This window comes from Paraburkholderia sp. BGA-UO-ETr-F12 (assembly GCF_059567945.1).
Genome location: NZ_JCAQOZ010000064.1, coordinates 162,108 through 183,905 on the forward strand (window position 1 = coordinate 162,108; position 21,798 = coordinate 183,905).

Genomic DNA, 21,798 nt, shown 5'->3' on the forward strand with positions numbered 1-21,798 from the left:
AAAATCACCTTGAAAAAAGAAGTGTCGCGGCGGCCAGTGGCCGCCCGCCACGGGGAAAACTATGTCCAAGCATTCTTACCGTTCTCATCCGTCCCCGCGTAAGCAGAGGGGCTTCATTACCACGTCCACCTCCAACGAGCGCAAGCACTCTGCGCGCATCGTCAGCGAGGCCAACAACAGTATCAACACCACGCTGCTGCATACGCAAAGCTCGCTGGATGGCCTTGTCGAGGCCGACGCCGAGGAGCGTCTGCATCAGAATGGCCCGAACGAAGTGGCACATGACAAGCCGCCTCACGTCGTCGTGCAATTGCTGCTGGCCTTCAAGAATCCGTTCGTGATCGTGCTGCTTGTGCTCGCGGCAATCAGTTACCTGACCGATGTTTACTTTGCCGCCCCGGACGATCGCGACTGGACCGGCATCAGCATCCTGCTCACCATGGTGACGGTTAGCAGCCTGCTGCGATTTTTTCAGGAGTACCGCTCAAGCAAGGCCGCTGAGCGACTGAAATCGATGGTGCGCACGACTGCCACCGTTGTGCGTCGCGCATCCAAATCGGCGCCGCCGGCAAAGCGCGAAATCGCAATGTCCAGTCTGGTTGTCGGCGATATCGTCAGTCTGCAGGCGGGTGACATGATCCCTGCCGATATCCGGCTGATCCACTCGCGCGACCTGTTTATCAGTCAGGCGGCACTCACCGGCGAAGCACTGCCAGTCGAGAAATACGACACGCTTGGCGCCGTGATGGAGAAATCCGCGGATGCCGGTTCGACCGGTCAGGGCGATCCGCTCGAGTTGGCCAATATCTGCTTCATGGGCACGAATGTCGTAAGCGGTACGGCGACCGCGGTTGTGGTCGCCACCGGAGCCGACACGTACTTTGGCGCACTTGCGCAGAACGTCACTAGCCACAAGCGGGTTGAAACCAGTTTCGACCGCGGCGTGAGCAGCGTGTCATGGTTGTTGATACGTTTCATGCTGGTCATGGTGCCGATCGTATTCATGATCAACGGGCTGACGAAGGGCGACTGGCTGTCCGCGCTGACATTCGCGCTTGCTGTCGCGGTGGGGTTGACGCCCGAGATGCTGCCCATGATCGTATCGGCGAATCTTGCGAAAGGGGCCGTTGCAATGGCGCGCCGCAAGGTGGTGGTCAAGCGCCTGAATTCCGTGCAGAACTTCGGCGCAATGGATGTGCTGTGTACCGACAAGACCGGGACGCTCACGCAGGACAAGATCATCCTCGAGCATCACCTCGATATTCATGGCAATAAAGACCCGCACATCCTGGGACTCGCCTGGCTCAACAGCTTCCACCAGAGCGGGCAAAAGAATCTGATCGACATTGCGGTCGTCAACCACGCGAACCAGGCGGGAATGGCCGTGAAACCGACGCATTACACGAAGGTCGATGAGCTCCCCTTCGATTTCGTCCGACGGCGTTTGTCGGTGATCGTCGCGCGTGCCGGCGGCGATCAACTGATGGTGTCAAAAGGGGCGGTCGAGGAAATGCTGGTGGTTTCCACGCACGTTCAGGACGGCGACGCGATCCGCGAACTGGGTGCGAAGGAGCGTCAGGACCTGATTGCCCGCTCGCAGGAGTACAACGAGGATGGCTACCGGGTACTGGTTGTCGCCACCCGCGAGATCCCTCAGGCCGAGGCAAAACTGCAATACAGGACCGTGGATGAGGCCGGGCTCGTGGTGCGCGGGTTCCTGACGTTCCTCGATCCGCCGAAGGATTCCGCGGCGCCTGCGATTCGCGCATTGCACGACAACGGCGTCGCCATGAAGGTGCTGACGGGAGACAACCCGATCGTCGCATCGAAGGTTTGCCGGGACGTCGGCCTTGACCCCGGCACACCGCTGCTCGGACGCGACATCGAACAGATGGACGATGACCGGCTTGGCGAAGTAGTCGAACGGACGACCGTGTTCGCGAAGCTCGCGCCGCTGCAGAAGGCCCGCGTTGTGAAGGCGCTGCAGGCGAACGGGCACACGGTCGGTTTCCTCGGCGACGGTATCAATGACGCGCCGGCGCTGCGCGACGCCGACGTGGGGATTTCGGTCGATAGCGGTGCGGACATCGCCAAGGAAACGGCCGACATCATCCTCCTCGAGAAGAGCCTGATGGTGCTGGAGGAGGGCGTGATCAAGGGCCGTGAGACGTTCGGCAACATCCTCAAGTATCTGAACATGACGGCGAGTTCGAACTTCGGCAACGTGTTCTCGGTGCTGGTGGCGAGCGCGTTCCTGCCGTGGGAGCCGATGCTTGCGATGCAGTTGCTGATCCAGAACCTGATCTATGACCTGTCGCAGATGTTCCTGCCCTGGGACAAGATGGACCCCGAGTTTCTGAAGAAGCCGCGCAAGTGGGAAGCGGGCGACATTGGGCGCTTCATGGTCTGGCTCGGGCCGACGTCCTCGGTGTTCGATATTACGACTTACTTCCTGATGTGGAGCGTATTCGGCGCGGGTGCGTTGTATCACCTGCACGGCGGCAACGGTGGCCAGATCATCATGAATTCGGGCTGGTTCGTTGAAGGTCTCGTGTCCCAGACGCTCGTCGTGCACATGCTGCGTACGCAGAAGATTCCGTTCCTGCAGAGCACGGCAGCGCTGCCCGTGTTGCTGTCGACTTTCGCCGCGATCGCGGTCGGCTGCTGGCTGCCGTTCTCGCCACTGGCTGACACGCTCGGCTTCACGGCGTTGGCTCCAAGCTATTGGGGCTGGTTCATCGCCACGATGGTGGGCTACATGATGCTCACTCAGGTCGTCAAGACGGTCTACATCCGTCGCTTTGGGCGGTGGTATTGAACCGGCTGTTTGCGCTGTCGCCGGCAGGGGGCGGCGGCAATGCGGTGTGGTCCGTGGCTCGGATCACCATTCGTTTAACTGATCAATTTAAAAAAGGCTTTCGGCATGTCGAACAATAAAAACACATCCTTCATCCGCGTCTCGATTTGCACGGCCATTCTCACGCTGGCGAGCGGGTATGCACAGGCACAAAGCAGCGTAACGCTGTATGGAGAAATCGATGCGGGTCTCGCGTATTTGAGCAACGTCGGCGGTCATGCCCAGTATCAGGCAACCTCGGGACTAATCGACGGGAGCTACTGGGGCCTGCAGGGTTCGGAGGAACTCGGTAGCGGCAACAAGGCGATTTTCCGCCTTGAACGAGGGTTCTCGGCACAGACAGGTGCCGCGCTGAACGATCATCCTTATTACGTCGGCCTTGGCAACGATGGGTACGGGACCGTCACGTTGGGCCACCAGTACGATTCGATTCACGATTACTTCGCGCCGTTCACGCTAACGGGTGCCAGCGGCGGGACAGCATTCGCTCATCCGTTTGACAACGACAACGCCAACAACTCGTACCTGGCTCGCAATTCGGTCAAGTATGCGAGCCCGACGTTCGGCGGCTTCAGTTTCGGCGGCATGTATGCGGTCTCAAATGGCGCCGGCCAGTTCGCGAACAACCGCGCGTACGGCGTGGGCGCGAACTATCAGAATGGATCGTTCAGCGCGGGCGCGGCCTGGTTGCATGGCAATGGCCGGGGCAACACGGCAGGCGGTGCATACGACACAGTCGCGCTGCCGGGCGTCGACCGTGACGTGTTCCAGGCGAGCGTGCAGACGCAGAATACCTACGGCGTGGGGGCAAACTATGCGATTGGCGGTTTCACGTTGGGGACGGCTTGGTCGCGCTCCACGTATAGCGGTGTGCGCAACGCCGACTCCGGAGCGCCCGCGCCGTCGGTTGGATTCAGCAACTATGAAGTGAACGGCGTGTACCAGTTGACGCCTGCGGTGTCGCTGGCCGGCATGTACACGTACACGAAGGGCTCGGGTGCGCATTGGCACCAGGGCGCGCTGCAGGCCGACTACCAGCTCTCGAAGCGTACCGATACGTATGTCGAGACGCTCTATCAGCGTGCATCGTCGGGCGCGCCCGCGGTCATTAACACGGCGGCTCCGTCCACAGGCAGCAATCAGTTGCTGATTGCCGGCGGCATCCGGCATCGCTTCTGAGTGGACGAACGTCTTGCTACCAGGTGTACTTCGCGTTGGCTAGCAGCGTTCGCCCATTGCCGAATGCGCAGACCGAATCGGATTGGCAACCGCTGATGTAGTGGCGGTCGAACAGGTTGGCCGCATTCAGCATGAAACGCCAGTTGCGGGTCTGATAGTGCAGTGCCGCGTCGTACAACACATAGCTTGCAACTGTCAGCGAGTTGTCCGGCGCACCGGCGGACGCGCTCCCGTAGCGGACGCCGCCTCCCAACCCGAAGCCGGCGAGCGCTCCCGTATGCCATGTCCAGTCGGTCCACAGCGACGCCATCTGGCGAGGGCGAGGAATGTCGACCGGCCAGTTGTTCAGCGACGCGTCGTTTGCCTTTACATTCTTCACGTCCTGATAGATGTACGACGCGATCACGGAGAGTTCGCGCGTCACGTTTCCGACCGCGCTCAGCTCGATACCGCGCGAGCGCACCTCGCCGGTTTGCACCGAAGACGTTCCGGTCGGGCACGAACTATTTTCACGCGAATTCGCCGGCGGCCGATTTGTTGGCGGCGGGTTCGCAGTCGATCGCGGTCGGATCGACGACCGTTGTCAACGGAGACAACGGTGTCGGTATCGGCGACGGAGCGGTTGTCGATGCAACGGCGCCCGGCGGTGTCGCGATCGGCCAGCAATCGCATTCGGCCGCGGGCGAGGTCAATATCGGCAATCGGCAGATCACCGGTGTGGCTGCCGGCAAGGCCGGAACCGACGCGGTGAACGTAAGCCAGCTTGCCGCAGTCACGACGCAGTTGACCACGCTGATCAATAACCAAAGCGGGGGCGGCGGCGGTGCCCCCTTCTCGTCCACCCCGGGTTCTTCACCCGCGTCCACGGGTCCGAATTCTTCGGCGGGCGGGCAGGGCTCGGTAGCTTCCGATTCGAATAGCACCGTTTATCGCTTAGCCTGGTTTTTCTTGCGGGATGTTCGAGCGCTTCCGGGCCGACGTTCAATGCTTATACGGTTACGGCCGCGGACGGTTCGAGGCTTCATCAGGTCGAATGTCACGGGATATTCGAAGGACCTGCCACCTGCATGAAGGTCGCCGAGCGGATATGTCACGGAGAACCGGTTCGCCCGGTGCAGAAAGTTGGACGCCTGCTGTCGGATAGTGACCAGTCCGATGTCACGCGACGGCTCACATTCGCATGTGGCGAGGCGCCGGATACGCCGGTTGCAGCGGCTTCACCGCCGGCCGCAGCCGAGGCGCCAACGGTCGCGCAATTCGCATTGCAAAGCGATGCCCTGTTTGCCTTCGGGCAATCAAGCCGCGCTTCGATGTTGCCGGGAGGGGCGGCGAGCCTCGACGAGGTCATCGCGCGTATCAAGCAGCGCAGTGGCGTTGAGTCTATTTCGGTCGTAGGCCATACCGACCGTCTTGGGCCTGAAACGGTCAACCAGCCGTTGTCTCTCGCGCGTGCCCAGACGATAAGGGAGTACATGATCGATCATGGGCTGAACGGTGAGTTGATTCATGCAACAGGCGTGGGCTCCCGCGATTCAACAACGCAATGTCCGGACGGTGGGAGCAGGGCTGTCATCGATTGCCTGCAACCGGACAGGCGCGTTTCCATCGAAGTTCGGGCGCAATGAGATGACCGTGCGCCGAATGGGTTCGCAATAACCGGGTGAACCTCGGCGCTGGGCGTGTACGTCCAGCGCCGTCGACTTATGCTTTATTCGTCAATCTTTCACACACCGGAATCCGGCGTACACATATTGATAGTGCGGTTGAAACCAGTTGCGAAAAGCCGGCCGCAACATGCATTGCGCGGTGCGCGCCGAGCCGCCCTTGAGCACGTAATGCTGCCCATCGAAAAAGTTGGCGGAGTAACCCGGATAAAACGGAAAGGCTTCAAACCCCGGCAGGGCGTCGAACACGCTCGAGGTCCACTCCCAGCCATTGCCGAATTGACCTTCCACGCCGAACGCGCTGACGTTGTCGGGATACGCATCGACCGGCTGCGGGTTCCAGCTACGAAAATCGAAATTGCCCGACGCCGCGTGCGGCGCACCGTGTGCCGCGCGTTGCCATTGTGCTTCGCTGGGCAGTGTCTTGCCGGCCCAGCGCGCGTAGGCGCTGGCCTCGGCATGACTCACGTACACCGGCCAGTCGGGTGGCAGCGGCATTTCGTCGAACATCGTGCGTAGCATCCAGCCGCTGTTCTGAGCGCTTCCGATTGGCTGCGACCAGCAGGCCGGATGCTCGATTTGTTCCGCTTCTTTCCAGGCCCAATCCTTGTCGGTCCACCATTTCGGTTCGCGATAGCCACCTGACTCGATGAACTCGCAAAATGCGCCGTTCGTTACCATGTGGCGATCGATCTCGAACGCCGGCACGTCGACGCGCAGTTCGCCGAACTCGTTGTCCCAGCCAAAACGGCCACTCTCGCGTGCCATGCCGAGCACCGTGGTGCCAGCCGGCACGCTGACCATCGAGGACAACGCCTCACGCGGTTCGGCACGGGTATGGACCGCCTCGCACGACGGGGCGACCTTCTGTGCAAGCGGCAACTGGTGCAGCATGTACGCGAGCGTTTCAGCATGCATCAGACGATGCTCGATCGCGACGTTCAGTAACTGCTCGGCCGCGCCGGTTTGCATGCCCTCATGTCCGACACGCGCCGAGTCGCTCAGCGCATCGAGTTCACGATCGATCTGTTCGCGGGCGCGCAACCCGTAGCCGCGCACGGCGTCGAGCGATGGCCAGTCACTGGGTTGATCGGTCGGAAAGCCGCCGTCGACGGGATCGATCCCGAAAGCGAACAGTTGGTCGAGGTGCGGATCGAATGCAGGCAGATCGCACAGGCGCCGGTCGAAAAGGTTACGGTCGAAAGCTTCCAGATGGCCGATGTAAAACACGATCCGGTGGCGCTCACGGATCGGCCGGTCATACAGGAATTCGGGTTTGACGATGGAAAACAGCGCGTCAGTTACTTGACGCGCATCAATCAGGCGCTGGACGAGCGGGTGATGCGGGGCGGGGTCGCGATTCATTTCGCCGGGTCTCCTTGCGGGGGACGGACTAAAGACTGTACCCGCTCGCAGGAGCCATGCCAAGGCGAATGCGCGCCTAAAGGCGAATGGACCGGGACGCGGCGGCGCGGGCCAGTCCGGCGCGTACGGCTTACACCCTCTGTAAGCCTTCCAGGTCGACGATGCGGATATGTTTGCCCTGTGTATCTATTAGACCGCGCTTTTGAAATCTTGACAGGGTGCGGCTCACGGTTTCGAGCGTCATTCCCAGGTAGCTGCCCATGTCCTCCCGGGTCATGCGCAAGTTGAATTCCGCCGATGAATAACCGCGCTGGGCATTGCGTTGCGACACGTCGAGCAGAAATGCCGCCACGCGTTCGTCGGCCGAAAGTGAGCCGAGCACCATCATTTGCCCGGCTTCGCGGACGATCTGCTCACCCAGCAGTTTGTGCAGGCGCTCCTGCATCGAGTTGATTTCGCGACACAGGGACTTGAGGGCAGGGTAGGGAACAATGCAAACGGTGCTGTCTTCAAGGGCGACGGCGCTGCATGCATGCACGTCATCGCTCATGCCGTCGAGCCCGAGTGCTTCGCCGGCGAGGCGCAGGCCGGTGACCTGTTCGCGGCCGTCACGGTGCGCCATGACGGTTTTCATGGAGCCGGACCGCACCGCATAAATGTTGTCGAAACGATCGCCGCTGCGATACAGCGCTTCACCGCGCTGCACCGAGCGGGCGGTGCAAATAAGCGCTTCGAGTTTGGGCAGTTCGTCTGGCGGCAGGCCTTGCGGCATGCAGAGCGCCCGCATCGCACAGCTCGAACAGCGAGCGGCGGTGCGCGCGGTTGCCCTCACCGGCGCGGCACGACGGGCGCCACGCGCAGGCGACGAAATCACAGTGGATTCGGCAGTGCCGGCCGAGCGGGTCACAGCGGTAGGAGTTAGCATGTTTTTCAGCCGTTTGTAAGGGTGATGACTGATTGTCCCACCGCCCATGCTCCCCGTTTAGCGACAAAATGACGCGTTAACGCAGTTAGGCCTCTTGAGCGACGTCACCCTCGCGTTGCTGCTTGTGGTTACGGACTGCTATGTATCCTCGTCGCCCTGCTCGGCCCGCATTTTAGGGATAGCGCGCGGTATGTACCGGCCATGAGGGTGAGCGCATGCAACGGCCATGTATGTCGCTCAACATGTTCAGGCGCTGTCGCCGGATTTGCCTGCCGCGGATGGAATCAGCAGCACCGGCAAGGTCGCCTGGCGCACGCAGCGCTCCGCGACGCTGCCAAGAATCAGGCGCTGAAACCCACGGCGGCCATGCGTGCCCATCACCAGCAGATCGGCGTTGAAGTCAGCGGCAGCTTTGAGTACGACCACTGAAACGTCGTCGAGCGAAGAAGCTTCGCCCACGGCGAGTTCACCCTTGACGCCTTGCGCAGCCATGGCCGCCGCGAATTCCGCGCCGAGTTCCTTGCCTTCCTCGACGAGGCGGTTACGCAGAACGGAAGGGTCATAGCCTGGCGCTTCGAAATACATCGGCGTGTTTTCGACGACGTAGAGCGGTTGCATGACGGCGCCAGTGGACTTCGCGAGTGCGAGCGCTGCTTCGAACGCACGGCGCGAGGTATGGCTGCCGTCGACGGCTACAAGGATGCGTGTGTACATATCGACTCCGCGTCTGAAGGGGTTGAGTGCCGCAGCCGTTCGGCCGGCCGGGCTCGTTGACAATTGGATTACGATGCGAGCTTAAATGATCGCTGAAAAAGATGCATCGACACAGGATGTAAATCAAACACTTGTCAAATTCTGAGACAACAATGCTTCACGCAACGAGCGCCGCGCCGCATGCGTTTGCGGCATTTCGGACAAGCCATGGCGCAGCGACCAGCCGGGCATGGCGTGAGGTTTGCCTTACAATCGGAACCTATTCAGACAAGCTGCTTCAGTCCCGCTGATGAACGAGCGCAAAACGACGGGCTTGCCCGACAAGATCTACGGCGACATCCTGAATCGCATTCTTGAAGGCGAGTACAAGGAAGGTGAGCGGCTGCCGACCGAGCACGCACTGGCCGAACGCTTCGCGACTTCACGGCCGACCGTGCGCGAGGCGCTCGCGCGCTTGCGGGCGGACGGGATCATCATGACGCGGCACGGTTCGGGCACCACGGTTGCGCGCCGCCCGGACCCCGATGTGCGCCGCTTTGCGCCGCTCGAAACGCTGTCTGACATCCGCCGCTGCTATGAATTTCGCATCGTGACCGAGGCGGGCGCTGCCGAGCAGGCGGCGCTCAAAGCCGACGCCGACGACATCGACGCGATCCAGCATGCGTGGGATCAGTTGGAGCGCATCATAGAAACACGGGGCATCGGTGCGCAGGACGATTTCATGTTCCACCTGGCGGTGGCGCGCGCGTCGAAAAATCCTTTTTTCATCACGGTCATGTCGTTCATCGAGGAACAGATTCTGTTCAGCATGAACCTGTCGCGTAATCTGTCGCTCGTGAAGACGGTGGAGCGGCAACGGCTGGTGCAGGATGAACATCTGGCCGTGCTCGAGGCGATCCGCCGCAAGGACGGTCCCGCTGCGGCGAGGGCGATGCGGGCGCACCTCGAAAATGCGCTCGAACGGATGTTCGGCTCATGACATCCCGCGCATCTTCCTGAAGGATCGCAACTAACAGACGCTCGCCGCTCGTCTGTCGTGTTCAGGCAACACCAGATAACACCCAGTTAGCACCAAAAGACGCCAGGAAACGGCATCCCAACAGGCGGCAACCGTAGCCCCGCGCCGAATATCATGTCGGAGCATCAGGCGGCGACGGCCATCGGCCCGAACAGGGCGGTGCGGGTTTTCGGACTGACGGCGATATCCAGCGCCACGGCCCGCTCCACGCCGATCTGCAGAGGTGATCCGAGCCGGCTGATATCGATACCGGTCTTACGCAGCAGCCGCTCAATCGGCGTGGTGGTCACCGTGACGTAACGCGTGATGCCCATCCGGTCGGCGAATGTCACGAGTTCGTGAATCGCCTGCATGGTCAGGTCGGCAAAGCCGAACGACTGCTCCTCGCCGCTGGTTTCGATTGCGAACCGGCTGAGTTCCCAGATATGCCGCCCGACCGGTGCGTCCGCGCCATGCAGCAACTGCGGGAAAGTGTCTTTCAGCATATTCGGCCCTTCGGTTGGCATCAGACGCCAACAGCCCCGCACCTGCCGGTCGTCGCCCTGAATCAGCATGTAGTGCGGCCCAAGGGCGTCGTACCCGTCGATCTCCATGCCCGCAATAGTCGGGATGTCCCATCCGAGCCGCCCATGGAACACCCGGGCCCGCAAGCGGTACATCTCATTGATGTCCGCATTGTCAAATTCCTGCCGCATTCCAATCCGAATCGCTGTTTGCATGGCGTTCTCCTGAACGTGTTGGGGTACCCAATACGCAAGAAAACTTATGCATTTTGAATCGCTCTGCCACCTACCTACCTGGATAGGTGTGGATGCTAATCGGATAACGCAGAATTCGAGACAAGCCTCAGCACTCAACCGACCGGACCGAAAAAATGGAACTTCTCGACAATCACTGGCAGGTGCAACCCTCCGTCCAAAGCCGCTCGGCGGAGCCTTCATCGGTGGTGGATCGGGTTCTGATCATTGCCTACCGCAAGAAGAAAAAAGAGAGTCAGCGCCGCTTCTGGGCACGCTTTGGCGTGACGCAATCGCGTGGCAGCCGGTTCGAATCGGGCGCGGAGATCCCGGCGCCCGTGTCGATCCTGCTGGGCCTCTATTTCACCAAAACGGTTTCGGACGCGGATCTGGGCCGGGCTGAACGGGTCTTGTACAGCCGTGACGCCGCCGCCTTGCTCAACCCGGGTCAATAAGCCCCATCTGCGCGGCGATTACGGCCGCCGCGCGCCTTGAATTCACACCGAATTTCGTCCTGATGTTCTTCATGTGGAAGTTCACCACGGCTTCCGAACAGTTCAGGATATGGGATATCTCCCAGGTGGATTTGCCACGCGCGGTCCATTTCAGGCATTCGCGTTCGCGAGGCGTGAGCTTGGGCAATAAGGTCTGGGTGTGCGCATTCAAATGGCGCTGACTGGTATCGATCACCAGATCGCGCAATAACACCAGATTTGGCAATGCAACGTTGACATGGCGCCAGAATGCGTCGGACGGATTGCTGTCGTTGACGAAGCACATCATGCCGGCTTCCTGGTTTGGTCCATGAATCGGCAAAGTGACACCGGCGCGCAGGCCGTGCGAGCGGGCTTCCTCATACATCGACTGTTGTTGTGCCGTGCTGAAAATGTCGGGCGACCAGATCAGCGGCGTGGCACGCGTTGCGCAATGCGAGACTGTCGGGTCGATGTGGACGAGACCCTGTTCGTCGTACGTGCGTCGCCACTTTGGCGCGTAGGTGCTCCGCACATAGGCATCTTCGAGGCGAATGGTCGGACGCGGCAACATGGCGATCAACAACTTGTCGAAGCCCCACGTTTCTGCAAGGCCCGCAATCGCACCGAACCATTCCGCTTCATCCGCGGCGTTCAGTAGTGGCGCCATTTCCTCGATAAAATGTAGCGACAATTTGTGTTCTCTCAGACTCGCAAACATCCCGTTGCGGTTAATTGCGGTGCGGTGATCCGCCCGGCTGTTTTTATCTTCACAATCTATCACTAAAAATTATTCCGCAAGCCGAGCGCGATTTCTAAAGAAACAGCACCAGCGCGGGTTCTGCAAAGAAGCGAACGAATCGCTCTTTATAACGGATTTCTTTGACCCGATTAACATTCACGGGTCGAAAAAGTGGGTAATTTTCTCGTAGTGCAGGTTTTGATGCTTCTGATTGGCAACATTACCGTCAAACCCCTGAACGACATTTATCCGGATTCCAGGCGAAACGACTCCGCTTTCCCGATCGTCAATTCCCGCCTCGCCTGCCATCATTCACTCGTACCGGCCATGCGCTATTGTCATACAAAAGCGCCTAGCCGGCTTTGGCAACTTCCCCTTAGCCTTATCGGCCTCGGGTCGGGCTTGTGCGGCATCGCCTGTGCACAGGTTGTCTGACAGCATTGCGAGGCGCTACTATGCAGTTCAACGCTGTCCGAGCATCATGCGAAGATCTGTCGTGCGGCGCGGGTCCTGCTGGCCGGCGTTGGCTTGCTGCCCCCCATCAACCTTCATCACCCAAAGCCCAAGCATGACCGACACCAGCCGACGCTATCCCGATCCCTCCATTCGCCTGTTCGACCCGCGTTTTAAATCGTTGATCGTGGCGTCCGCTTCTGTCGAGTGCCTGTATCAAGGCACACGCTGGTCGGAAGGGCCGGTCTGGTTCGGCGACGGCCGTTATCTGCTGTGGAGCGACATTCCCAACGACCGGATCCTGCGCTGGGACGAAACGAACGGCGCCGTGACCACGTTTCGCCAGTCGTCGAACAATGCTAACGGCCATACACGCGACCGCCAGGGCCGGCTTATCAGTTGCGAGCACCTGACGCGGCGCGTCACGCGCACCGAGTATGACGGGTCGATTACGGTGCTCGCCGAGCGTTATCGCGGCAAGCGCTTCAACTCGCCGAATGACGTGGTCGTGAAGTCGGACGGTTCGATCTGGTTCAGCGACCCGACCTTCGGCATCGACGGCTTCTATGAGGGAGAGCGGCAGGAGTCGGAGTTGCCTGCATGCGTGTACCGCATCGACGGTCAATCCGGCGAAGTGACCGTGGTCGCCGACGACGTGCTAGGCCCGAACGGTCTCGCGTTTTCTCCGGACGAATCGGTGCTGTACATCGTCGAATCGCGAGGCGAGCCGCGCAAGATTCGTGCTTTTGATGTCGACATAAGTGGCGATAGCGCCGTGCTGTCGAACAACCGCGTGTTGATCGACGCGGGCGCAGGGACACCCGATGGCTTTCGCGTCGATACACATGGCAATCTCTGGTGCGGCTGGGGCATGGGCACCGACGAACTCGACGGGGTGCGCGTTTTCACGCCGCAAGGTGAGCCGATCGGCCACATTGCGTTGCCGGAGCGCTGCGCGAACGTGTGCTTCGGTGGGCGCCATCGCAACCGCTTGTTCATGGCGGCGAGTCACGGCTTGTATTCGCTCTACGTGAATACGCAGGGCGTCCAGGGCGGCTGAATACACCAGGCGTTTGGCTGCGGTAGCGCATGTTGCCTGACAACTCGCTATTCAGCCCGCGTGCTGACCTCGGGTTTGCCCTTGGACGAACTGCGCAACCCATTGAACTACAAGGATTCCTCGCCAAAACGGGCTGATTGACGGGCAAAGTGCCGTGGTGAGTATTTGCTTGACATCGGCAGTTACGCTTCGCTATGTTCCATTGGTAGAAGAAAGACACCGCCAAGGGCGCATCGGGCCGGCGGACTTCATACCAGGAAGCGAGGAGACGCAATGACTGTTTCAGGCAGGTTGGCGCTCAGGCTGGTGTCCGTAACGCTCGTGGCAAGCGCCGCGTTTGCACCCGCCGCTCACGCGGCCGATCCGGTAACGCTCAATATCGTCGATGTGGCCGGCGATCTTCAACTCACCCAGAAGGGTTTCGAGGCCTTCAAGGCGAAGTATCCCAATCTCGTCGCCAACCTCACGTTCACCAACGCGCCCGCGCCGCAGTTGCCCGGCAAGATCAAGGCGATGCAGGCTGCCGGGCGTTCCGACATCGATCTCGTCCTGACCGGCACTGACGCACTGGCCGCCGGCATCGAGCAGAATCTCTGGATGAAACTGCTGCCGGACAATGCGGCGGCTTTTCCCGGCGTGCTCGATAAATACGCGCCCGGTCCGCGCAAGATGCAGGATCTCGCACAGGGCTATGGCCTCGAAGTCGCGTATATGCCGGCCGGTCCCTTGCTCGAATACAACCCCGCCAAAGTCAGCGATCCACCCAGAACGCCTGCGCAACTCCTGCAATGGTGCAAGGCGCATCCGGATAAGCTGATCTACGCGCGGCCGGCGAACTCCGGTCCGGGCCGCACCTTCCTGATGGGCTTGCCTTACGTGCTCGGCGACAAGGATCCGCAAGATCCGGTTCACGGCTGGGACAAGACGTGGGCCTTTCTCAAGCAGTTGAACGATTGCATTCCTTACTATCCGGGCGGTACTTCGGCCGTGATGAAAGAGCTCGGTGAGGGCTCACGCGACATGACCGTGACGGTCACCGGGTGGGATATCAATCCGCGCGCGCTCGGCATCGTGCCGGCGGATTTTCGTGTGCAGGCATTCGACAACATGACGTGGGTGAACGACGCGCACTACATGGTGATTCCAAAGGGCGTGCCGAAGGAAAAGCTCGACGTGCTCTACAAGCTGATGAACTTCATGCTCGAGCCCGCGCAGCAGGCCATGACCTATGACGACGGTTACTTCTACCCGGGGCCGGCAATCAAGGGCGTGAGCATCGAGCAGGCGCCCGCGCACAGCCAGGATGTGCTGAAGAAATACGGCCGGCCGGAATACGCGAAGCTGCTGGCCGAGCGTCCGCATGTTTTACCGCTGAACGCCACCGCGATGGTCGCGGCTTTCAAGAAGTGGGACAGCGATATCGGCGCGCAGAAGACCAAGTAGGCCGCGAATTAACACGCGTATCCGCTCTCAGCCTGCCGCCGCGATTTGTGCGTCAAGCGTCACGCGTATCAGGAAATCGCCATGAAGCATCACTTTGAGCAGTTGCGGCTCGATTCGGTGAGCCGCAGTTTCACGAATGCGGAAGGGCAGGCGGTCGCGGCTTTGCAGGATCTCGATCTGAACATCCGGCGTGGCGAATTCATCGCGCTGCTCGGACCTTCGGGCTGCGGTAAATCGACGGCGCTCAATTGCATTGCCGGTTTGCAGCCATTGAGCGGGGGTGGCATCTGGCTCGACGATAAACGCATCGACGTGCTGCCGCCGGAAAAGCGCGGCTTCGGCATGGTGTTCCAGAACTATGCGCTGTTTCCCCATATGAGCGTGCTCGACAACGTCGGCTTCGGGCTGAAGATGCGCGGTGTCGGCAAGAGCGACGCCATGCGCCGGGCGCGTGAAGCGCTGCAGCTCGTGCAACTGGTCGGGCATGAGCGCAAGCTGCCCGGACAGTTATCCGGCGGTCAACAGCAGCGTGTCGCGATTGCGCGGGCGATCGTGATCGAACCGCCGCTGATTCTGATGGACGAGCCGCTGTCGAATCTCGATACGAAACTGCGCATTGAAATGCGCGCGGAAATTCGCCGCATCCATAGCCAACTCGAGCGAGCGACGCTCTACGTGACGCACGATCAGGACGAAGCGCTGTCCATGGCTGATCGTATCGTCGTGATGAAAGAGGGCGTGGTGCTGCAGATCGGCACGCCGAAAGAGGTCTACGCGCGGCCACGGAACTTGCACGTCGCGCGGTTCATGGGTTATCGCAACGTGGCGGAATTCGTGCTCGAAGGCACGCAGGGCGATGGGGTCGCGGTGAGTGCGAACGGCGTGCGTCTGATTGGGACGCCCATGGACGGTTTCAACGGCAAGCGCGTGAGCGTCGCGTTGCGCCCTGAGGACATGGAGCGTGCAGCACCTGACGCGGAAAACGCGTTCGACGCGCTGGTCACCACCGTGGAATACGGCGGCCACGATTCCCTGCTGCGGGTGAAGACCGCGTTCGGCGATTTGTGGGCGCGCATTGCCGGCGAATTCGAAGAGGGCGAGCGCATCAGTCTGCGCGTGCCGCCGTCGCGCACGCTGGTCTATGACCGAGAGGCCGCATGAACACACCCACGCTGTCACCGCCACGCGCATCCGTTGCGCCGCGCGACGCCAAAGCGTGGCTGGTTGCGCCGGCGCTGATTTTCATCGCCGCTTTGTTCATCTATCCGTTCGCGTATGGCTTGATGCTGTCGTTCAAGCCGATGAACGGCGGCGGCCTGTGGGCCAACTATCTGACGTTCTTCACCGATACGTCGATGTGGCCGACCATTCTCGTCACGCTCAAGCTCGCTGTGCCCGCTACGCTGATCAACGTCGGCGTGTCGGTTCCCGTGGCGTTCGCGCTGCGCCGCAATTCGCCTTATCAGAAGCTCATCACGACGCTGCTGGTGATTCCCGTCACGCTCGGCACCGTGCTGATCGCCGACGGCATGCTCACGTACTTCGGCCCGAACGGCTGGTTTCCTCAGGCGTTGCAAGGCCTGCATCTCTATACCGACGAAGTGCGCTTGACGCATAACTTCTGGGGCGTGTTGATCTCGCTGATCGTGTCGGGTTTTCCGTTTGCGTTTTTGCTGACGCTGTCATACGTGACCGGCATCGATCCGACGCTCGCGAGCGCTGCCGCCACGCTCGGCGCGAGTCCGTGGCAGCAGTTTCGCCGCATCTATCTGCCGCTGCTGGTGCCAGGTTTGACGATGGCCGCGTGTTTGTCTTTCGTGCAGGCGTTCTCGGTGTTTCCGTCTGCGGTGCTGCTGGGGGCGCCGGCGGGGCCCACGCGTGTGATGTCGATCGCCGCGGCCGAAGCGGCGTTCGAAAGCTACGACTATTCCCTCGCTTCCACAATCGCGATGGTGATGGGCTTCGTGCAGCTTCTGGTGGTTGCCGCCATGCTCGGCGCGCGCCGCTTCTTCTACCGCGGTCCGACGACGGGAGGCAAAGGCTGATGGCTGCCGATCAGCGCGCCGCGCATGCTGCGTGGTCCGCGTCCGACTCGAACGAAAACCACGACGGCGCACAGCAACCCGGCAAGCGCATGAAGCAGCGCGCCAGTGTGCCGGGCCGCATCTGGCTTGTGCTGGTGTGGGGGGCGATGGTGTTTTTCCTCGTCAACGTGGTGTTGCTGATTGCGACGGTCGCGGTGAACTCGGTCGCGACCCGCTGGTTCGGCACCTTGTTGCCGCAAGGTTTTACGCTGCATTGGTACGCGCAGGCGTGGAGCGATTTTCAACTGGCGAGCGTGTTGTGGGTCACGGTCGAAGTGGTCGGGGCGGTGGTGGTGTTGTCGGTTCTGCTCGGTGTGCCCGCGGCGTATGCGCTCGCCCGCGTGCAGTTTCCGGGCAAGCGCGTGGCAATGCTGATTTTCCTTTTGCCTTTGATGGTGCCACCCGTGACCTACGGCATTCCGATGGCGACCGTGATGTACAAAGTCGGTCTCGCGGGCACGCTGGGCGGCGTGATTCTCGCGAATCTGGTGCCGGCGCTGCCGTTCGTGATCCTGGTGATGACCCCGTTCATCGAGCAGATCGATCCCAATCTCGAAGCGGCGGCACGCATTTTCGGCGCCAACACGTTCCGCTATTTCCGCTACGTGCTGCTGCCCTTGCTGGTACCCGGCATGCTGGCCGCGGGCTTGCTCGTTCTGGTGCGCACTATCGGCATGTTCGAGCTGACATTCTTTACAGCGGGGCCGGCCACGCAAACGCTCGTGGTCGCGTTGTACTACGCGGTATTTTCAACCGGTGTGCGCGCCCCGCAGTCGATCGATGCGATGGCGATGATCTACATGGCGATCACGCTGATCTGGGTGCTGATTGCACTGCAGTTCGTCAGCCCGACGCAGATCGTGTCCCGCGTGAAAGAGCAGAAGCGCTGAATCCCTGTGCAGAGGCGCGCAAAGCAGCACAAGCGCGCGCAGGCGCAGAGCCCGGGATTCAACGAGCCTGCTGAGCGTTCAATACCCCACGCGATACACCCGGCCCGTTTGCGCGCCTTCCACGCTGCGCAGATAGGCCTGCGCGGCACGTTCGGCGCTCACCGGCTCGAAGCCGCGGAAGTAGGGGGCATACGCATCGAGCGCTTCGGTCAGTACCGTCGGGCTCACCACGTTGATGCGGATGCCGCGCGGCAACTCGATCGCGGCGCCCCGCACGAAACCTTCCAGGGCCAGATTCACGGTGGTTGCATTCGCGCCTTCGCGAATCGGCTCGTCGCCGACAATGCCGCTCGTCAGCGTGAACGAGCCGCCGTCGTTCACGTACTGCTGGGCGCCCAGCACGACGTTGATCTGACCCATCAGCTTGTCGCGCAGACCAACCCAGAATTGCTCGACGCTCATCTCCGGCAGCGGGCCGAAATGCAGCTTGCCGGTGGCGGTGACGACGCCGTCGACCTTGCCGATCTCGCCAAAGAGGCGCTCGATGCTGGCCGGGTCCGTGCTGTCGACGCGATATTGGCCGCGCGTCGCGCCCACCTCGATGACTTCATGGCGCGCTTTCAATGCTGCGCTCACTGCCTGGCCGACCGTGCCCGTGGCGCCGATCACGACGATCTTTTTCATTCGCTGCTCCGTTGGGTAGTGAATCTGACGTCGATTGTGTCGGCGTTCGGCGAGCGGAAATAGCCTGTTCGGCTTGCAGGACTTGCAACCCGGAGTTTCCAATCCGTGACGGGACGCGCGCCGTCATTCAAACGGCGCGCGCTTTGGAATGGACTGAGTAATCGATGGAAACGGGCCAATTCAAACGAATACGCGCAGTGCTCGACGTGGCCGCAGCGTCCGTGCTTCCAATATTTATTTCGACCGATGTAATTCGATTACGCGAGTGGGTCGTAAATGATTAAGGGCGTAGTGAATGCGCCCGCGTTCGCGACGGCTGCGGATCGAGTGCGGATCGTCGAACGGATCGTCGGCTGAATCGGGTCCTTGCGGCTCGACCATGCCCTTGTCGATGACCGTGCAGCCGGGTTCGAGCGCCAGCAGCAGGTGATTGCCGCCAACCCGGCTGTCGAAGCCGGCCATGCCGTCGTGCGCCTCCGGCACGCTGTTGATCAGGGTGGCGTTGCTCGTCGTGATTTCGTCGGGCGAGATCGGGCTGTGGCCCGCGATGCGGGCGGCTTCGAGGTTCTTGCCGTCGGTGTCGACCGTGCTGTCGTGGGTGCGGTCGTTGTGCAGCTCCGTCGTGCGAGGGCCGCTGGTGCGCGGTTGTTGGCTGGCGCCTGCTGGCTGGTTGATATCGCTGTTCATCATGCATTCTCCGTTGAAGAGGACATGGTTGAAGTGCGGCAAAACCCGTTCCTGCTCCGCACGATTTTGTTGTGCGGTGAGTTTGTACTGCGCGTGCCGCGCTTGCCTCGCGCTTATGTGCACTGATGTATGCGGGCATTTCGCCTCGCGATTGCGTCCGGCAATCCTTTCGTTTTTTTTAATGGACGCCTATTTTCTACAGAGTATGATCTTACTCCGACAAGTGAAGCGCGGTTAAATTGACGACATGCGTTGACGACATGCGTCCGGTTGTTTTTACATGGCCGACAATGGGCAAACGCGCTACTCAGAACATCTTACGGGGCCGTCAGGGCGGGTGACACATGCACTTCGATGCTGCATTCACACATCGCGGCTATTTGCTGAACTGCGCGCCGGCGCGCGCGGGCGATGGTACTTGGCAACCTTATGTAGTCATCTCCCGCTCGAGCGACGGCGAACTGGTCGCCAACCGTTTTTTCCCCACCGACTTGCGTTTTCCTGACGAAGTCGCCGCTATTGCCCATGCGCGCGACTGGGCGGTGCGCTGGATCGACGCGAGCAGCGTGACCATCTGAAGCATCCGGCATGCCGGGCAGCCGCGCCGCGTTGCGCGGGCCACGGCAAAACGCGGTAATCTCTTGGGACAATCACTCTGAACCGTACCTGGCGTACGGCGCCGTCCTTTTATGCCTAACGTGCCTTCCCCCAACTGGGGCCTCGAACAGATCGTTGCGGACTTGCGCGCCTCGCGCGAGGAGTTGCATCGCACGCGGCATCCGCTCGGCATTCGCGAGCTGCCGTCGCGCGATGCGGTGGTCGCCATTGTCACCGGCTTGCGTGCGGCGCTGTTTCCGACGCACTACGGCGCTCCCGATCTGACTGACGAAACGGTCGACTATTACGTTGGCCATACACTCGAAAGCACGTTGCGATTGCTTGCCGAACAGATCCGGCGCGCCTTGCGCTTTCTGCCCGAGTTCGGGGAGACGCCCGATGCGGATCTGAAGGCGCGTGCGTACGAGGTCGCGCGGGAATTCGGCACGCAGTTGCCCGGGATTCGCGCATTGCTGGTGAGCGATATTCAGGCCGCTTTCACTGGCGACCCGGCCGCCCAGCACATCACGGAAATTCTGCTGTGTTACCCGGGCGTATGGGCGATGACGCATCACCGTCTTGCGCACGCGCTGCATCGCCTCGGCGTGCCCTTGCTCGCGCGCTTCATCAACGAGATTGCGCACTCCGCGACGGGCATCGACATTCACCCGGGCGCGACTATCGGGCCGAGTTTCTTTATCGACCACGGCACGGGCGTTGTGATCGGTGAGACCGCGATCATCGGCGAGCGCGTGCGCGTTTATCAGGCCGTGACGCTCGGCGCGAAAAGCTTCGCGGCCGACCTTGACGGCACGCTGATCAAGGGCAACGCGCGCCATCCGATCGTTGAAGACGACGTCGTGATTTATGCCGGCGCGACGATTCTCGGCCGCGTGACCATCGGTCGCGGTTCGGTGATTGGCGGCAACGTGTGGCTGACGCATAGTGTGCCGCCGGGCAGCAGCGTGTCGCAGGGCAAGATTCGTGAGAGCGACCGCACGGACGAGGGGCGTGGGCGATGAGCGGGGCGGCTTGCCTGTCATCTTGTGCTTTGCAGCGTAGCGTGGCGCGCTGCAATTCGACTGGCAACTCACGGCGCGTTATCGCTGCGCACATTCGCGCGTGTCGTGCCGCGCCGCACGCTCCTTAATTTCGACAAGGCGCACCATGCCGCACGGCCGCGTTCACATGCCTCGTTGTGCGATTGCCGGCGTTGAGGCGACGGTAGCCGAAACGGCGCATTCGTTTCCGCGCCATTCGCACGACCGGTTCGGCGTTGGCGTAATCGTGGCTGGCGGGCATCGATCGTCGAGTGGGCGCGGCGTGGTTGAAGCGCGGGCGAGCGATGCGATCATGGTGAATCCGGGGGAGGTGCATGACGGCAGCCCGCTTGACGAACGCGGCCGGGCATGGCGCATGTTGTACTTCGAGCCTTCGATGCTGTCCGATGTTGCGGTCGAGCTGAGCGGTGCGGCGTCGCACGAGGTCGAACTGACGCAACCGGCGATACACGATCCGTTGCTGAAGAGCTTGTTCGAGCGCGTGTTCGCGGTAGCGGTGGAAGCGCAAACCGTGCCGGACGATCTGGTGCGGGAGGAGGCGATGCTCGAGTTGCTTGGGTATCTGATCCGAACGCACGCGAGCGCGAATGCACGTTCGCGACTATTACCGTCATTGAGCCCGATTGCGCGAGCGAGGGCTCGCATCGACGACGACCCTTCGTCACCGCTCACGCTAGCCGATCTGGCGGCGGACAGTGGTATGAGTCGTTTTCAGTTACTACGCGGCTTCGCGCAGGAGACGGGACTTCCGCCGCACGCCTACCGGATGCAGCGCCGGGTGATGCTTGCGCGACAACTGATCGCCGGCGGAGCAAACCTGGCCGCAGCCGCGGCCGCAGCTGGATTTGCGGACCAGAGCCACATGACGCGGGCGTTCGTCCGATTGCTGGGGATTACACCGTCGAACTACGCATCGGCGACGCGAGCATAACGCACAGGAGGGCGGAGAGGAGGGTGGTTGAACAACCGCCACGGCGTGCGCAGCGCCGCCGGAAGTATGACGCCCTTGTCACCGGGGCGGAATGTGCGAGAACACAGATTCCAGATGCACCACTACCGTGGCTGCGCGGGGGACCCACTTATGAGCTGGCGGTGTGAGCCGCTTTCTTTTGCCTACTTTTCTTTGCGGCAGGCAAAGAAAAGTAGGCGCCGCCCCGCACAGGGG

Annotated in this window: 20 protein-coding genes and 2 pseudogenes; 14 read left to right on the plus strand and 8 right to left on the minus strand. The window is 61.3% G+C overall.

The annotated features are described in order from the left end of the window. Nucleotides 1–61 precede the first annotated feature (61 nt). Nucleotides 62–2,818 (plus strand): magnesium-translocating P-type ATPase, encoded by a 2,757-nt coding sequence (gene mgtA / locus AC57B6_RS32470; RefSeq protein WP_496422865.1) that lies wholly within the window; start codon nt 62–64, stop codon nt 2,816–2,818. Nucleotides 2,819–2,923: 105 nt separating this feature from the next. Further along, nucleotides 2,924–4,036, plus strand: a complete 1,113-nt coding sequence (locus tag AC57B6_RS32475) for a porin (protein WP_496422866.1) — start codon at nt 2,924–2,926, stop codon at nt 4,034–4,036. A gap of 16 nt (nt 4,037–4,052) precedes the next feature. On the opposite strand, the pseudogene AC57B6_RS32480 reads toward AC57B6_RS32475, so the two are convergent. After that, a pseudogene (locus tag AC57B6_RS32480) lies at nt 4,053–4,595 on the minus strand (TonB-dependent receptor domain-containing protein); the annotation flags it as partial. Between AC57B6_RS32480 and AC57B6_RS32485 the strand changes: the two are divergent. Together AC57B6_RS32485 and AC57B6_RS32490 are read left to right on the plus strand one after the other, a co-directional pair. After that, nucleotides 4,529–4,960, plus strand: a pseudogene (locus tag AC57B6_RS32485) (adhesin); the annotation flags it as partial. The pseudogenes AC57B6_RS32480 and AC57B6_RS32485 sit on opposite strands and share 67 nt — an antisense overlap. A gap of 143 nt (nt 4,961–5,103) precedes the next feature. Next, complete coding sequence (locus tag AC57B6_RS32490; RefSeq protein ID WP_496422867.1) at nt 5,104–5,661, plus strand: OmpA family protein; 558 nt, start codon at nt 5,104–5,106, stop codon at nt 5,659–5,661. A gap of 90 nt (nt 5,662–5,751) precedes the next feature. Here AC57B6_RS32490 and AC57B6_RS32495 read toward each other — a convergent pair whose 3' ends face one another. From AC57B6_RS32495 to AC57B6_RS32505, 3 genes are all read right to left on the minus strand, one after another. Beyond that, nucleotides 5,752–7,065: an SUMF1/EgtB/PvdO family nonheme iron enzyme gene (locus tag AC57B6_RS32495; RefSeq protein ID WP_496422868.1), complete on the minus strand. Its 1,314-nt coding sequence runs from the start codon at nt 7,063–7,065 to the stop codon at nt 5,752–5,754. Nucleotides 7,066–7,195: 130 nt separating this feature from the next. Then, entirely contained in the window at nt 7,196–7,990 is a 795-nt protein-coding gene (locus tag AC57B6_RS32500) for a helix-turn-helix domain-containing protein (protein ID WP_496422885.1), read from the minus strand. Nucleotides 7,991–8,236: 246 nt separating this feature from the next. Next, on the minus strand, nt 8,237–8,704 hold the full coding sequence (locus AC57B6_RS32505; RefSeq protein ID WP_183797305.1) for a universal stress protein: 468 nt from the start codon (nt 8,702–8,704) through the stop codon (nt 8,237–8,239). Nucleotides 8,705–8,993: 289 nt separating this feature from the next. Between AC57B6_RS32505 and AC57B6_RS32510 the strand changes: the two genes are divergently transcribed. Then, entirely contained in the window at nt 8,994–9,683 is a 690-nt protein-coding gene (locus AC57B6_RS32510; protein ID WP_028194957.1) for a FadR/GntR family transcriptional regulator, read from the plus strand. 164 nt (nt 9,684–9,847) lie between these two features. Here AC57B6_RS32510 and AC57B6_RS32515 read toward each other — a convergent pair whose 3' ends face one another. After that, nucleotides 9,848–10,441 (minus strand): acyl-homoserine-lactone synthase, encoded by a 594-nt coding sequence (locus AC57B6_RS32515; RefSeq protein ID WP_028194956.1) that lies wholly within the window; start codon nt 10,439–10,441, stop codon nt 9,848–9,850. Between the two features lie 155 nt (nt 10,442–10,596). Here AC57B6_RS32515 and AC57B6_RS32520 point away from each other — a divergent pair, with 155 nt between their 5' ends. Beyond that, nucleotides 10,597–10,914 (plus strand): helix-turn-helix domain-containing protein, encoded by a 318-nt coding sequence (locus tag AC57B6_RS32520; protein WP_028194955.1) that lies wholly within the window; start codon nt 10,597–10,599, stop codon nt 10,912–10,914. On the opposite strand, the gene AC57B6_RS32525 is transcribed toward AC57B6_RS32520, so the two are convergent. Then, the gene (locus AC57B6_RS32525; RefSeq protein WP_028194954.1) at nt 10,898–11,602 is read right to left on the minus strand and encodes a helix-turn-helix transcriptional regulator; all 705 of its coding nucleotides are present in this window, start codon (nt 11,600–11,602) and stop codon (nt 10,898–10,900) included. The genes AC57B6_RS32520 and AC57B6_RS32525 overlap by 17 nt on opposite strands. 640 nt (nt 11,603–12,242) lie before the next feature. Between AC57B6_RS32525 and AC57B6_RS32530 the strand changes: the two genes are divergently transcribed. The 5 genes from AC57B6_RS32530 (at nt 12,243) to AC57B6_RS32550 (ending at nt 17,604) form a co-directional block, all read left to right on the plus strand. Continuing rightward, entirely contained in the window at nt 12,243–13,187 is a 945-nt protein-coding gene (locus tag AC57B6_RS32530) for an SMP-30/gluconolactonase/LRE family protein (protein ID WP_496422869.1), read from the plus strand. Between the two features lie 273 nt (nt 13,188–13,460). After that, nucleotides 13,461–14,630 (plus strand): extracellular solute-binding protein, encoded by a 1,170-nt coding sequence (locus AC57B6_RS32535; protein ID WP_028194952.1) that lies wholly within the window; start codon nt 13,461–13,463, stop codon nt 14,628–14,630. A gap of 81 nt (nt 14,631–14,711) precedes the next feature. After that, nucleotides 14,712–15,791 (plus strand): ABC transporter ATP-binding protein, encoded by a 1,080-nt coding sequence (locus AC57B6_RS32540; RefSeq protein ID WP_406869449.1) that lies wholly within the window; start codon nt 14,712–14,714, stop codon nt 15,789–15,791. Then, nucleotides 15,788–16,675: an ABC transporter permease gene (locus AC57B6_RS32545; protein ID WP_046572576.1), complete on the plus strand. Its 888-nt coding sequence runs from the start codon at nt 15,788–15,790 to the stop codon at nt 16,673–16,675. Before AC57B6_RS32540 ends, AC57B6_RS32545 begins: the two co-directional genes overlap by 4 nt. Beyond that, entirely contained in the window at nt 16,675–17,604 is a 930-nt protein-coding gene (locus AC57B6_RS32550) for an ABC transporter permease (RefSeq protein ID WP_028194949.1), read from the plus strand. The genes AC57B6_RS32545 and AC57B6_RS32550 overlap by 1 nt, the downstream gene beginning before the upstream one ends. Nucleotides 17,605–17,682: 78 nt before the next feature. On the opposite strand, the gene AC57B6_RS32555 is transcribed toward AC57B6_RS32550, so the two are convergent. Further along, entirely contained in the window at nt 17,683–18,288 is a 606-nt protein-coding gene (locus tag AC57B6_RS32555; protein ID WP_028194948.1) for a short chain dehydrogenase, read from the minus strand. A gap of 234 nt (nt 18,289–18,522) precedes the next feature. Further along, entirely contained in the window at nt 18,523–18,975 is a 453-nt protein-coding gene (locus AC57B6_RS32560; protein WP_144195941.1) for a DUF3005 domain-containing protein, read from the minus strand. 344 nt (nt 18,976–19,319) lie between these two features. Between AC57B6_RS32560 and AC57B6_RS32565 the strand changes: the two genes are divergently transcribed. From AC57B6_RS32565 to AC57B6_RS32575, 3 genes are all read left to right on the plus strand, one after another. Next, nucleotides 19,320–19,553 (plus strand): hypothetical protein, encoded by a 234-nt coding sequence (locus tag AC57B6_RS32565; RefSeq protein WP_030099888.1) that lies wholly within the window; start codon nt 19,320–19,322, stop codon nt 19,551–19,553. 111 nt (nt 19,554–19,664) lie between these two features. Further along, entirely contained in the window at nt 19,665–20,594 is a 930-nt protein-coding gene (gene epsC, locus AC57B6_RS32570) for a serine O-acetyltransferase EpsC (RefSeq protein WP_144195936.1), read from the plus strand. Between the two features lie 166 nt (nt 20,595–20,760). Next, complete coding sequence (locus AC57B6_RS32575; RefSeq protein WP_491562780.1) at nt 20,761–21,564, plus strand: AraC family ligand binding domain-containing protein; 804 nt, start codon at nt 20,761–20,763, stop codon at nt 21,562–21,564. The last annotated feature ends 234 nt before the right edge of the window (nt 21,565–21,798 follow it).